The sequence below is a fragment of the Sphingopyxis sp. UBA6723 genome (assembly GCF_002454115.1).
Classification (GTDB): domain Bacteria; phylum Pseudomonadota; class Alphaproteobacteria; order Sphingomonadales; family Sphingomonadaceae; genus Sphingopyxis.
The window spans coordinates 36,782-49,426 of the sequence record NZ_DKIH01000004.1; the positions used below are offsets into that span (position 1 = coordinate 36,782).

Annotated in this window: 14 protein-coding genes and 1 other RNA gene; 7 read left to right on the forward strand and 8 right to left on the reverse strand. The window is 64.5% G+C overall.

Translation table 11 applies throughout. From position 1 onward, the window contains the following. Window positions 1-143: 143 nt before the first annotated feature. The 6 genes from lon to B4F07_RS01825 all read right to left on the reverse strand — a co-directional run bounded on the left by lon (window position 144) and on the right by B4F07_RS01825 (window position 6,498). Window positions 144-2,540 (reverse strand): endopeptidase La, encoded by a 2,397-nt coding sequence (gene lon / locus B4F07_RS01800; RefSeq protein ID WP_293697478.1) that lies wholly within the window; start codon window positions 2,538-2,540, stop codon window positions 144-146. Between the two features lie 214 nt (window positions 2,541-2,754). Continuing rightward, window positions 2,755-3,090, reverse strand: a complete 336-nt coding sequence (locus tag B4F07_RS01805) for a YbaB/EbfC family nucleoid-associated protein (protein ID WP_293697480.1) — start codon at window positions 3,088-3,090, stop codon at window positions 2,755-2,757. Beyond that, the gene (locus B4F07_RS01810; protein WP_293697482.1) at window positions 3,087-4,790 is read right to left on the reverse strand and encodes a DNA polymerase III subunit gamma/tau; all 1,704 of its coding nucleotides are present in this window, start codon (window positions 4,788-4,790) and stop codon (window positions 3,087-3,089) included. Before B4F07_RS01810 ends, B4F07_RS01805 begins: the two co-directional genes overlap by 4 nt. 44 nt (window positions 4,791-4,834) lie before the next feature. Continuing rightward, window positions 4,835-4,932: signal recognition particle sRNA small type (gene ffs, locus B4F07_RS01815), an RNA gene on the reverse strand. Window positions 4,933-5,071: 139 nt separating this feature from the next. Continuing rightward, window positions 5,072-5,410 (reverse strand): 2Fe-2S iron-sulfur cluster-binding protein, encoded by a 339-nt coding sequence (locus B4F07_RS01820; protein ID WP_293697484.1) that lies wholly within the window; start codon window positions 5,408-5,410, stop codon window positions 5,072-5,074. After that, window positions 5,407-6,498 (reverse strand): cysteine desulfurase family protein, encoded by a 1,092-nt coding sequence (locus tag B4F07_RS01825; protein ID WP_293697486.1) that lies wholly within the window; start codon window positions 6,496-6,498, stop codon window positions 5,407-5,409. The genes B4F07_RS01820 and B4F07_RS01825 overlap by 4 nt, the downstream gene beginning before the upstream one ends. A gap of 278 nt (window positions 6,499-6,776) precedes the next feature. On the opposite strand from B4F07_RS01825, the gene B4F07_RS01830 reads away from it, so the two are divergent. Further along, a complete protein-coding gene (locus B4F07_RS01830) occupies window positions 6,777-7,433 on the forward strand; it encodes an alpha/beta hydrolase (protein ID WP_088441609.1) in 657 nt (218 codons plus the stop codon). A gap of 101 nt (window positions 7,434-7,534) precedes the next feature. Here the strand turns inward: B4F07_RS01830 and B4F07_RS01835 are convergent, their stop codons facing one another. Next, window positions 7,535-7,699 (reverse strand): hypothetical protein, encoded by a 165-nt coding sequence (locus B4F07_RS01835; RefSeq protein WP_293697488.1) that lies wholly within the window; start codon window positions 7,697-7,699, stop codon window positions 7,535-7,537. Window positions 7,700-7,812: 113 nt separating this feature from the next. Between B4F07_RS01835 and rpiB the strand changes: the two genes are divergently transcribed. The 5 genes from rpiB (at window position 7,813) to B4F07_RS01860 (ending at window position 11,460) form a co-directional block, all read left to right on the forward strand. Beyond that, a complete protein-coding gene (rpiB, locus tag B4F07_RS01840) occupies window positions 7,813-8,265 on the forward strand; it encodes a ribose 5-phosphate isomerase B (RefSeq protein ID WP_293697490.1) in 453 nt (150 codons plus the stop codon). Next, entirely contained in the window at window positions 8,262-9,569 is a 1,308-nt protein-coding gene (glyA, locus tag B4F07_RS01845) for a serine hydroxymethyltransferase (RefSeq protein ID WP_293704464.1), read from the forward strand. Before rpiB ends, glyA begins: the two co-directional genes overlap by 4 nt. A 4-nt stretch (window positions 9,570-9,573) precedes the next feature. Next, window positions 9,574-9,792, forward strand: coding sequence for a hypothetical protein (locus B4F07_RS01850; protein ID WP_293702896.1), 219 nt, complete (start codon window positions 9,574-9,576; stop codon window positions 9,790-9,792). A 3-nt stretch (window positions 9,793-9,795) separates the two neighbouring features. Then, window positions 9,796-10,260 (forward strand): transcriptional regulator NrdR, encoded by a 465-nt coding sequence (nrdR, locus tag B4F07_RS01855; RefSeq protein ID WP_293702893.1) that lies wholly within the window; start codon window positions 9,796-9,798, stop codon window positions 10,258-10,260. 90 nt (window positions 10,261-10,350) lie between these two features. After that, window positions 10,351-11,460 carry a TrmH family RNA methyltransferase gene (locus B4F07_RS01860; protein ID WP_293702890.1) on the forward strand — a complete coding sequence of 370 codons (1,110 nt, stop codon included), beginning with the start codon at window positions 10,351-10,353 and terminating at the stop codon, window positions 11,458-11,460. A 16-nt stretch (window positions 11,461-11,476) separates the two neighbouring features. Here the strand turns inward: B4F07_RS01860 and B4F07_RS01865 are convergent, their stop codons facing one another. Then, window positions 11,477-11,791, reverse strand: coding sequence for a chorismate mutase (locus B4F07_RS01865; protein ID WP_293702887.1), 315 nt, complete (start codon window positions 11,789-11,791; stop codon window positions 11,477-11,479). Window positions 11,792-12,017: 226 nt separating this feature from the next. Here B4F07_RS01865 and rpsD point away from each other — a divergent pair, with 226 nt between their 5' ends. After that, window positions 12,018-12,629, forward strand: a complete 612-nt coding sequence (gene rpsD, locus B4F07_RS01870) for a 30S ribosomal protein S4 (RefSeq protein ID WP_088441602.1) — start codon at window positions 12,018-12,020, stop codon at window positions 12,627-12,629. The last annotated feature ends 16 nt before the right edge of the window (window positions 12,630-12,645 follow it).

The window sequence follows — 12,645 nt, forward strand, 5'->3', positions numbered from 1 at the left end:
TGATTGAATGATTCATGGACGTGCCATGGGGCGCCACTAACGCGGTTTCGGCCCATGTTGTCAAAGCAAAAAGGCTCGAAAACCGTAGCAAAACGACGTTTTTGCGACGAAAAGCAGGGTTCCGAGCCGCCGATCAGCCGGGGTCAGTGGCGAATCGTTGTCTCCGGGTCCGATCCGGGGACATGCGGCGGCGAAGCGGCGAGCTCGTCGGCCTCGGTCCACTCGATCGGCACGATCGGGCTGACCAACGCGACCGCCAGCACCTCGTCGACATGGCTGACCGGAATAATCTTCAACCCCGTCGTTATATTCGCCGGGATTTCGACCAGATCCTTCTCATTTTCCTCAGGGATCAATACCGTCGTGATACCGCCGCGCAATGCCGCGAGCAGCTTTTCTTTCAGGCCGCCGATCGCCAGCACACGGCCGCGCAGTGTGACCTCGCCGGTCATCGCGACGTCGCGGCGCACCGCAATGCCGGTCAAGGTTGAAATCATCGCGGTGACCATGCCGACGCCGGCCGATGGGCCATCCTTTGGCACCGCCCCTTCGGGCAGGTGGATATGGATATCCTTGCGCGCAAACAGGCTGGGCTTAATGCCATAGCTCGGCGCGCGCGCTTTGACGAACGACAGCGCCGCCTGCACCGACTCGGTCATCACTTCGCCGAGCTTGCCGGTGGTGCGCACCTGTCCCTTGCCCGACGCGGTGACCGCCTCGATCGTCAGCAATTCGCCGCCGACCTCGGTCCACGCCAGGCCCGTGACGGCACCGATCTGATCCTCCAGATCACCCATGCCGTGGCGATATTTGCGGACGCCGGAAAACTCGTTGAGGTTTTCAGACGTAATCGTGACGCTTTCAGCCTTACCCTCGAGGATGCGGCGCAGCGCCTTGCGCGCCAGACGTGCAATCTCGCGCTCAAGCGTCCGAACACCCGCCTCGCGGGTGTAGTAGCGGATGAGGTCACGCAGCCCTTCGTCGGTCAGCGTGAATTCGCCATCTTTCAGACCATGCGCCTCGACCTGCTTGGCAATCAGGTGCAGCTTGGCAATCTCGACCTTTTCATCCTCGGTATAGCCTTCCAGCCGGATGATCTCCATGCGATCGAGCAGTGGCTGCGGCAGGTTGAGCGAGTTGGCGGTGGTGACGAACATCACGTCCGACAGATCGACGTCGATTTCCAGATAATGGTCCTGGAACTTCGTATTCTGTTCGGGGTCGAGGACCTCAAGCAGCGCCGATGCCGGATCGCCGCGGAAATCCTGACCCAGCTTGTCGATCTCGTCGAGCAGGAACAGCGGGTTCATCGTCCCCGCCTTTTTCAGATTGGTCACGATCTTGCCCGGCAGCGAGCCGATATAAGTGCGGCGATGGCCGCGGATTTCGGCCTCGTCGCGCACGCCGCCCAGCGACTGGCGGATGAACTCGCGCCCCGTGGCCTTGGCGATCGACTTGCCCAAGCTGGTCTTGCCGACGCCCGGCGGGCCGACGAGGCACAGAATCGGCCCCTTCAACTTGTTGGTACGCGCCTGCACCGCCAGATATTCGACGATGCGGTCCTTGACCTTTTCAAGCGCATAATGGTCGTCGTCGAGCACCGCCTGCGCCGCGGCGATATCCTTCTTCAGCTTCGACTTCTTGCCCCACGGCAGGCCGATCAGCGTGTCGAGATAGTTGCGCACCACGGTGGCTTCGGCCGACATCGGCGCCATCGCGCGCAGCTTTTTCAGCTCGGCATTCGCCTTGGCCTTGGCCTCTTTCGACATTTTCAGGCCGTCGATTTTCTGCTGCAACTCGGCGAGATCGTCGCCGCCTTCGCCATTGTCGTTGCCCAGCTCGCGCTGGATCGCCTTGAGCTGCTCGTTCAAATAATATTCGCGCTGGCTCTTTTCCATCTGGCGCTTCACGCGGCCGCGGATCTTCTTCTCGACTTGCAACACGCCAAGCTCGCCCTCCATGAAGGCGAACACCATTTCGAGCCGCTTCGACGGGGTATCTTCTACCAGCAGCGCCTGTTTGTCGGATACCTTGATGTTGAGATTGCCGGCGACCGAATCGGCAAGGCGCGAGGCGTCCTCGATCTGCGACAACTGCACCGCGGTCTCGGCGGGCATCTTCTTGTTGAGCTTCGCGTAATTTTCGAACTGATCGACCACCGAACGCATCAGCGCCGCAGTATCCACGCTGTCGTCGACGGTATCGTCGATAGACTTGACGCTCGCCATCACGGTCTTGTCGTCATCGGTCAGCGCAACCAGCTTGGCGCGCTCCTTGCCCTCGACGAGCACGCGGACGGTGCCGTCGGGCAGCTTCAGCAGCTGGAGCACGGTGGCGATCACGCCGACGTCATACAGGTCATCGCGCTGCGGATCGTCCTCACCGGGATCGAGTTGGGCGACGAGGAAGATTTCCTTGTCGGTTTCCATCGCGGTTTCGAGCGCAGCAACCGACCGGTCGCGGCCCACGAACAGCGGCACGATCATGTGCGGGAAAACGACGATGTCGCGCAGCGGCAAAAGCGGAAAAGATTGCGTCATTACGGCTCCTGGACAGGCGTCCCGACCGGACGCTCCGCCCTTCTTATAGGGTGTTCATCGCTAATATGGCGTAACTTGGCACGCATTCAATGTCGGAGTGCTGAACGGGAAGGGATAACGTCGCCCCCGCGAAGGCGGGGGCCGCTGTCGTTTTGCGCGGCAAAGCAGGATTGGCCGATGGCGGCCCCCACCTTCGCGGGGGCGACGATATTGCTCAAAACGGCAGCTTGAAGCCCGGAGGCAGCGGAAGACCGCTGGTCATCTTGCCCATTTCTTCGTTGCTGACGCGGTCGGCCTTTTCGCGCGCATCGTTGAACGCGGCGGCGAGCAAATCCTCGAGCATCTGCTTGTCCGCAGGCACGATCAGGCTGTCGTCGATGCTGATCGACTTGATCCGGCCCTTGGCGCTGGCCAAAATCCGGACCAGCCCGCCGCCCGAAACACCCTCGACCTCGACACTGTCGAGCTTCGCCTGCGCCTCCTGCATCTGGGCCTGCACGGTGGCGGCGGCTTCCTGCGCCGCCTTCATCATTTCTTCGATCGATTTCATGACTTGGACTTATGGCGATTGTCGGCGGGGTCTTCAAGGCTGGCGTCGGGAAAAGCCGCCAGTGCGGCCTTCACCACCGGCAGTTCGCGAATCCGCGCGTCATTGTCGGCCGCGGTCGCGGCGCGCATTTCGCCCAGGCTCGGCCGCGCATCGCCCTCGCCGATGCGCACATTCCAGCGGCTGCCGGTCGCGGCGAACAGCGCGTCGCTCAAATCGCGCGCAAAACCCGCAGGCAGCGCCGGGACCGCCGCAAACACCAGCTGCCCCGGTTCCAGGGTGATAACCCGCAGATGATCATGCACCGGCACCGCGAGCCGGTGATTGCCGCTGCTTTCGAGCAACTGGTGGATCTGCGCGATCGTCAGCGAGGTCGCCGGGAGCTCGGCAGCGGGTGCCGCCTCCGCGGCGGGTGCGGCGGCGGTTTCCTGCGCCGGTGCCGCCAACGGCGCTGCGAGTGGCATCGTCGGTACGCGTCCTGATTCCAACAGCTTCGCCAGTTCGCCGGGATCGGGCATCGACGCGGCGTAAATCACCCGCAGCAACAGCATTTCCAGATGCTCCAGCGGATTGTTCGCGCGCAGCACTTCGTCATGGCCCTTGAGCAGCAATTGCCATAGCCGGTTCAGCGGCGCGAAGCCCAGCTTTTGCGCCCAGTCGCCGATGCGTTCGCGGTCGGATTCGGACAGCGCCGGGTCGTCGTGGCGCGACACTTTGGCGAGCGTTACCGCATGGGTCAGGTCCATCAGCCCGCGCACCATCGCCACCGGCTCGATGCCCAGCGCATATTGCGCCCGCGCCAAGTCGATCGCCGCACCGCTGTCGCCGTCCAGGATCGCCGCCATCAACTGCGCAATCGACGTGCGGTCGGACAGGCCGAGCATCACGCGCACCTGATCGGCGCCGATCTTGCCGCCGCCATCGAGGTCGGCGTGCGCGATCGCCTGATCGAGAATCGACAGACCGTCGCGCACCGATCCCTCGGCAGCATTGGCGATCAGCCAGATCGCCGGCGCCTCGGCCTCGACGCCCTCTTTCTGCAAAATTGAACTGAAATGCGCGAACAGCATGTCGGGGGTGATACGGCGCAGATCGAACCGCTGGCAGCGCGACAGCACCGTCACCGGCACCTTGTTGACCTCGGTCGTCGCGAACAGGAATTTGACGTGCGGCGGCGGCTCTTCAAGCGTTTTCAGCAGCGCGTTGAAGGCGTTGCGCGACAACATATGCACTTCGTCGATGATGTAGATCTTGTAGCGCGCCGACACGGCGGCGTAACGCACTGCCTCGATAATCTCGCGGACATCGTCGACGCCGGTGTTCGACGCGGCGTCCATTTCGATGACGTCGATATGGCGCCCTTCGGTGATCGCGCGGCACGGTTCGCACACCCCGCAGGGATCGATCGTCGGCCCGCCCTGTCCGTCGGGGCCGATGCAGTTGAGCGCTTTGGCGATCAGGCGCGCGGTCGACGTCTTGCCGACCCCGCGCACCCCGGTCATCAGAAACGCATGCGCCAGCCGGTCGCGCGCAATTGCGTTGCCGAGCGTGCGGACCATGGCATCCTGCCCGATCAGTTCGGCAAAGGTTTGCGGGCGATATTTGCGGGCGAGGACGCGGTAGGGGCCGGATGACGCCTGCGGCTTCACCTCAGGCAGGTCCATTCCCAGCATCGGGGGCTCATCGTCCGCGGAATCGCTCATGCCATAGTCTTAGGGACGGCGCGCGATCTTGTCGAAGGGGGAAATTGGGTGGGAGCCGGAACGACCCGCGGCGAATTCGTTGCGGCTGCTTCCTTCCGGACCTGACCGGGTTGGCGAAGACCACGTCCGCCCGACTCCCGCGGCGCATATGGCGGGGGATGGGGTGAAATGCAAGTTGTGTTGCCCCGCCAACCGTCATCCCGGCGAAGGCCGGGATCTCGACCTCGCGTCCTGACGCACCGGCGAGATCCCGGCCTTCGCAGGGATGACGGAGGTTGGGTTCAGCGCGGCCCCTGCATGTTGCGGCTTTCGCCCGGGATGGACACGGTCAGCCCGTCCATCGCCTGGGTCAGCAAGATCTGGCACGCGAGGCGGCTCGTCCGGCGCACCCCGGCGGCGAGGTCGAGCATATCCTCTTCCATCTCGGTCGCGGGCGGCAGGCGCTCGAAATCCTCTTTGGCGACAATGACATGGCAGGTCGAACAGGCCATCTGGCCCTCGCACGTCCCCTCCAGCGGCATCATATGCGCCTGCGCGACGTCGAGCAGGATGCTGCCGGGTTCGGCTTCGGCGTCGGTGCGCCCCTTGCCGTCGGCGTGGATGAAGGTGACGCGCATCAATTGACCCCCTGCAATCGCGCGGCGTCCTTGATCGCGGTCAGCCCGTCGCGCAATTCCTGTTCGCTGGTGTAGCGGCCCCAGCCGAGGCGGATCGAGGCGCGGGCGTCGGCCTCGCTCACCCCCATCGCGCGCAGCACATGGCTGACCTTGCCCGACCCGCTGCCGCAAGCGCTGCCGAGCGAGAGCGCAACATTGCGCGCGTCGGACATCAGGCGCAGGCCGTTCACGCCCTCGCGCCGGATGTTGAGATTGCCGTGGTAGCGCGCGTCGACGGCGCCGTTGATCGTCCATTCGGGCAGCATGTCGCGAGCCAGCGACCACAGCCGCTCGACATGCGCGGCATCTTCGTCGAGCCGCTCGGCGGCGAGCGCCGCGGCGGCACCGAACCCGGCGCACAGCGCGGGCGAAACCGTGCCCGATCGCATCCCCTGTTCCTGCGCGCCGCCGAACATCAGCGGCGGCAGGTCAATGCCGTCTTTGACCCACAGCGCGCCGATGCCTTTCGGGCCGTGAATCTTATGTGCCGAAACCGCGATCAGGTCGGCGCTTTCGGGAATCGGCACGCGGCCATAGCCCTGCACCGCGTCGCAGAGCAGCAAGCTGTTCTTCGCATGCGCGGCGGCGGCATATTCGGCGACCGGCTGGATCGTCCCGACCTCGTTATTCACCAGCATCGTCGCCACGATCCCGTTTTCGGGGATCAGTTCGGCGTCGGGGCGCCGCGCGACACCTTCACCATCGACGGGCAGGACGGTTGCGTGTAGTCGCTCCAGACATTGCAACGAGGCCGCATGTTCGATGCTCAGCCCCGCGACACCGCCCGGCATGACCTCCGCGCCGCGCAGCAGCGCCCAGTTAAGCGCCTCGGTCGCGCCAGAGGTGAAGAACACGCGGCCGCCCTTGGGGAGCAGCGCCGCTACCTGATCGCGCGCCACCTCGACCGCAGCAGCCGCGGCGCGACCGCCCTTATGCGTACTCGACGGGTTGGCAAAGCCATCGCCCTCGCCCGGCCCTTCCAGCCAACGCTGCATCGCTTCGCGCGCTTCGGGAGCGAGCGGAGTCGTGGCTTGATAATCGAGGTAAATCATGGGCGGCATCTGCCCCTAAATCCCGTTCGTGTCGAGCGATCCATATTTGTCGCCCTCGCGAAGGCGGGGGCCGCTGGCGGTTTATGCAGCGATGCCCGGCAGGGCCGACGGCGGCCCCCGCCTTCGCGGGGGCGACCGCATCCCTCAACCCCCTTATTGCGACCGATTCGCAAAAGTTGCAACTTGCAACGCTCTTTCTATATAGGCGCCGTCTTCGCTCCGCCACCCTGCCACTCCGGCGATTCGGCGGTCAGCCGCAAAAGATAAGAGGTGCTCCCATGCCCGACGTGATTTTCCCCGGCCCCGAGGGCCGTATCGAAGGCCGTTTCTCGCCGCCGCCGCGCCCGCGCGCGCCGGTTGCAATGATCTTGCACCCCCACCCGCAGGGCGGCGGCACGATGAACGATCGCATCACGCAGGCGATGTACAAAAGCTTTGTCGCGCGCGGCTTTGCCGTGCTGCGCTTCAACTTCCGCGGCGTCGGCCGCAGCCAGGGGACGTTCGATAATGGTATTGGCGAACTCAGCGATGCCGCCTCGGCGCTCGACTGGGTCCAGTCGATCCATCCCGAAGCGCAGACGACATGGATCGCGGGCTTCAGCTTTGGCGCATGGATTGGCATGCAATTGTTGATGCGCCGCCCCGAAATCCGCGGCTTCCTGTCGGTCGCGCCGCCCGCGAACATGTACGATTTCAGCTTCCTCGCTCCCTGCCCGTCGTCAGGCATCATCGTCGCGGGCGGTCAGGACGAGATTGTGCCGCCGTCGGCGGTGCAAAAGCTGGTCGACAAGCTGCGCACGCAAAAGGGCATTACCATCCATCACGACGAAATCCCGCGCGCCAATCACTTCTTCGAGCATGAACTCGACCAGTTAATGAAGTCGCTCGATAATTATCTGGATATGCGGCTGGCCCCGGATTCGCCGATCCGCTAAGCAAGGCCGTCGCCCCCGCGAAGGCGGGGGCCGCTGGTGGTCTGTACAGCGATGCCGTGTAGGGCCGACGGCGGCCCCCGCCTTCGCGGGGGCGACGCGCGCTAATTCACCGGCACCAGCCACACCGCCACATTGGCGAACATCACCAGCGCCGCGACCAGCATCAGCAGCGCGCGGCGCCGGTCGCCCTGGCGAAAGACATAGGCAGCGCCGCCGGTCAGGGCGACCCCGGTGAGCATCAGCACGGATATGACGGTATCGGACATGGCGCCGCTTTATCGGCCGCGTCACAAATTTGCCACCTCGCTTATGGCCAAATCGGGCGGCGTCGCCTAAAGGGCCGACATCGATTCCCTTGACCCCAGCGGGAGCCGCGCCGATGCGCATTGCCATTGCCTCTGACCATGCCGCTTACGAGCTGAAGGCCCAGCTGGCGGACTGGCTGCGCGCTGAGGGACATGACGTCGAGGATCTCGGCACCAACGGCCCCGACAGCGTCGATTACCCCGATTTTGGCTATGCGCTTGGCGAAGCAATGGCGGCGGGCCGCGCCGACCGCGGCGTGGCTCTGTGCGGCTCGGGGATCGGCATCTCGATATCGGTCAACCGCAACCCGGCTGCGCGCTGTGCGCTCGTGTCCGAACCGCTGTCGGCCAAGCTGTCGCGCGAACATAATGACGCCAATGTCATCGCGATGGGCGCGCGCCTGACCGGCATCGACATGGCCAAGGCCTGCCTTGCCGCTTTCCTGACCACCGAATTCGCTGGCGACCGCCATGCGCGCCGCGTCGACAAACTTTCAAACCCGCCGCAACTGGAGACCAGCCGATGACCACCGACACGCTTAACAAGCCCATCAAATCGGCCGGCTATTTCACCGACGGCGTCGCCACCGTCGACCCTGCGGTCGCAGCAGCGATGAAGCATGAACTGGAGCGCGAACGCTATCAGATCGAACTGATCGCGAGCGAGAATATCGTCTCGAAAGCGGTGCTCGAAGCGCAGGGGTCGGTGTTCACTAACAAATATGCCGAGGGCTATCCCGGCCGCCGTTACTATCAGGGCTGCGCGCCGTCGGACGAGGTCGAAACGCTCGCGATCGACCGCGCCAAGCAGCTGTTCGACTGCGGCTATGCCAATGTTCAGCCGCATTCGGGCGCGCAGGCGAATGGCGCGGTGATGCTCGCGCTGACCAAGCCCGGCGCGACGATCCTCGGCATGAGCCTCGACGCCGGCGGTCACCTGACCCACGGCGCCCCGCCCGCGATGTCGGGCAAATGGTTCAATGCCATTCAGTACGGCGTGCGCGCCGACGATCATCTGGTCGATTTCGATCAGGTCGAGGCGCTGGCCAAGGAACATCGCCCTGCCCTCATCATCGCGGGCGGTTCGGCCTATCCCCGCACCCTCGACTTTGCGCGCTTCCGGGCGATTGCCGATGATGTCGGCGCGCTGTTGATGGTCGATATGGCGCATTTCGCCGGGCTGGTCGCAGGGGGTGTCCACCCTTCGCCGCTCCCGCACGCGCATGTCGTCACCACGACGACGCACAAGACGCTGCGCGGCCCCCGCGGCGGTATGATCCTGACCAATGACGAAGCGATCGCCAAGCGCATCAATTCGGCGGTGTTCCCCGGGCTGCAAGGCGGCCCGCTGATGCACGTCATCGCCGCCAAGGCGGTGGCATTCGGGGAAGCGCTGCGCCCCGATTTCAAGGATTACGCGAAGGCGACCGTCGCCAATGCGCAGGCGCTCGCCGGTCGCCTCAAGGCCCGCGGCGCCGACGTTGTGGCGGGCGGCACCGACACCCACCTTGCCCTCATCGACCTGCGCCCGCTTGGCATCACTGGTCGCGACGCCGACGAGGCGCTTGAGCGCAGCGCGATCACCTGCAACAAGAACGGCATCCCCTTCGACCCGCTGCCGCCGGTCAAGACCAGCGGCATCCGCGTCGGATCGCCCGCCGGTACGACGCGCGGCTTCGGCATCGCCGAGTTCGAACAGATCGGCGATATGGTCGCCGACGTGCTCGAAGCGCTGCGCGACAAGGGCGAACATGGCGACGCCGATGTCGAAGCCGATGTGCGCGGCCGCGTCCGCGCGCTGTGCGAACGCTTCCCGATCTATCAGGGCTGATCCGATGGCCCGCCAACATCCCGAAGAACCGACGCTCGCCGAAGTCACAATCGAAGAGGTCAAGGCGATGGGCAAGCAGGGTTTGGCCCATCCTTCGACCAAGCCGGTACTGACCGGCGGCGCAATCGGGGCGGTTGTCGGCGCCGTCCTGCCGGTAGTCAGCTGGCCCTTCGGGCTGTTCGCGGGCGCCGCAATTGCGCTCTACTCGCGGGTGAAACGCTAACCGATGCGCTGTCCCTATTGCGGCCATGAAGACAGCCAGGTGAAGGACAGCCGTCCGACCGAGGACGGCGCCGCGATTCGCCGCCGCCGACAGTGCGAAGATTGCGGCGCGCGCTTTACCACCTTCGAACGCATCCAGCTGCGCGAAGTGTCGGTGCTCAAGGCGGGCGGCGGGCGCGAACCCTTCGATCGTGAGAAATTGATGCGCAGCATTCAGATCGCGTGCCGCAAGCGCCCGATCGACGGCGCGCGCATGGAACGGCTGGTATCGGGCATCCAGCGCCAGCTCGAAACGTCGGGCGAAAATGAAGTGCCGGCGGCGCAGATCGGCGCGATGGTGATGGAGGCGCTGAAAGGCTTCGACAGCGTCGCCTATATCCGCTTCGCCAGCGTCTATCGCGAGTTTACCGAAGCCCGGGATTTTGAGGAATTCGCCTCGTCGGTGACCGAGGCGGCGCACAAGAGCTAGGTTCAGCGCTCCGGACACCCTATCCTCGCTTGCCGTTTTCCCGAGCGAAGACGAGGGACTATTTCGAGCGAAGCGAGAAACACGCAACTCATGACTTTCTGGACCTATCTCCTCCACTGTGCGGACCGCAGCTATTACACCGGCCACACCGACGATTTGGACAAGCGCGTCTATCAGCATCAGGAAGGCGTGTTGGGTGGTTACACTTCGACACGCCTACCGGTCGAATTGGTGTGGGCCGAAGCATTTGCCACTCGCGACGAAGCCAAGGCCGCCGAACTCAAAATCAAAAACTGGTCGCGAGCTAAAAAGGAAGCGCTCATCGCCAAGGACTGGGATCGACTGAAGCGCGCAGCGGTTCCACCGTCGGAGCGCCAAGCCCGCGCCTCGACTTCGCTCGGCGGAGCCCCTCGTCTTCGCTCGGGGATGCGGATTGAGGAGAAATCCTCCCCGCAGATTGCCCCACCGCCCGTCATCATCCTCGTCCGTCCGCAACTGGGCGAAAATATCGGCAAGGCGGCGCGGGCGATGCTCAATTTCGGGCTGACGGAGTTGCGCCTCGTCGCCCCGCGCGATGGCTGGCCCAATCCCGATGCGGGTCCGGCGGCGGCGGGGGCCGACATCGTGCTGGCCGAAGCGCAGGTGTTCGATAGCCTTGCCGAAGCCGTCGCCGATTGCACCACCATCTATGCCACCACCGTGCGCAAACGCGGCGTCATGAAACCGGTGCTGACCCCGGAAGCCGCAGCGCGTGCAGTGCACGCCGATGCCGGGCGTTCGGCGTATATTTTTGGAGCCGAACGATCCGGCCTCGAAACCGACGATGTCGCGCTTGCCCACGCGATCGTGACCGTTCCGATCAACCCCGCGTTCGCATCGCTGAACCTGGCGCAGGCGGTGATACTGCTCGCCTATGAATGGTCGAAACATGCGCCGAGCGAAGCCGCAGGCGGCGTCGCGCTCGCCAGCCCGCCGACCGTGCCGCTCGACCCCGTCGCGCCGCATGGCGAACTGGAAGAACTGATCCAGCATCTGGTCCGCGACCTCGACGCTAGCGGCTATTTCGTCCCGCCCGAACGCACCGAGGCAACCCTGCGCACATTGCGCACCGCGCTCACCAAGACCGGCTGGTCGCATAATGATATCAGGATGATGCATGGCGTCATAACCAGCCTCGGCAGAACGCCCCGCGCACGATAGGTCGTACGCCCCGCGGTCAGCGACCGGCGCGGATGCGATCCCATTCGGTCGCTTCATGGGCGATCGATTGCTCGACCAACTCCTCCCAAACCGCGCGCAGCCGTTCGGGCGCCAGCCCCACGGCGGCGGCTTCGCGTGCGACATTGTCCAGCACCTGTGCCTTGCGCGCCTCGTCGCGGACGGTGGCGCGATCGGTTTTGATCCGTGCCGCTGCGTTCATGTAGCCAAAGCGGCGGACAAGCAGCGCCACAAGTTCGCGGTCAACCTGATCGACTCCGGCGCGGACATCGATCATCGTTTCGCAGGCTTCGGGAGATTTGGCAGCGGTCATGCGCGCTGCCTTTAGCGGTTTTTGCGATGCTGTCGAGGCACGCGTCCGACCGGGGCCGCAACGCTTGACTTTGCCCCGTCCCCCGTCTAACCGCGCGCCTTCGCAATGGACCCCGCACCCCGGTGAAGCGGCGGTCGCATATGGTGTCGAGCCTGGCTCGATACCCATATGGTGCGACCCGGGACACGCCGAAATCTCTCGGCACACAGCAAGTTGGAGACGACAAATGTCGAAGCGCCATAGCGCCAAGTATAAACTCGACCGCCGGATGGGTGAAAACATCTGGGGTCGCCCGAAGAGCCCGGTCAACCGCCGCGAATATGGCCCCGGCCAGCACGGCCAGCGCCGCAAGGGCAAGGTGTCGGATTTCGGCATCCAGCTGCGCGCGAAGCAGAAGCTGAAGGGCTATTACGGCGACATCACCGAAAAGCAGTTCAAGAAGAACTATTTCGAAGCCAGCCGCATGAAGGGCGACACCGGTCAGAACCTGATCGGCCTGCTCGAACGCCGCCTCGATGCGGTCGTCTATCGCTCGAAATTCACCCCGACGATCTTCTCGGCCCGCCAGCTGGTCAGCCACGGCCACGTCTATGTGAACGGCGTGAAGTGCAACGTCGCCAGCCGCCTGGTCAAGCCGGGCGACGAAATCACCCTGGGCAAGAAGGCACAGGAAATGGCGCTGGTCGCCGAAGCGCAGAGCCTGCCCGAGCGCGACCTGCCCGAATATCTCGCGATTGACGGCACCAAGGCCACCTATGTCCGCGTCCCGACGCTCGACGAAGTGCCCTATCCGGTGAAGATGGAACCCAATCTGGTCGTCGAATTCTATTCGCGCTGATCGATTTTCAAGCAGC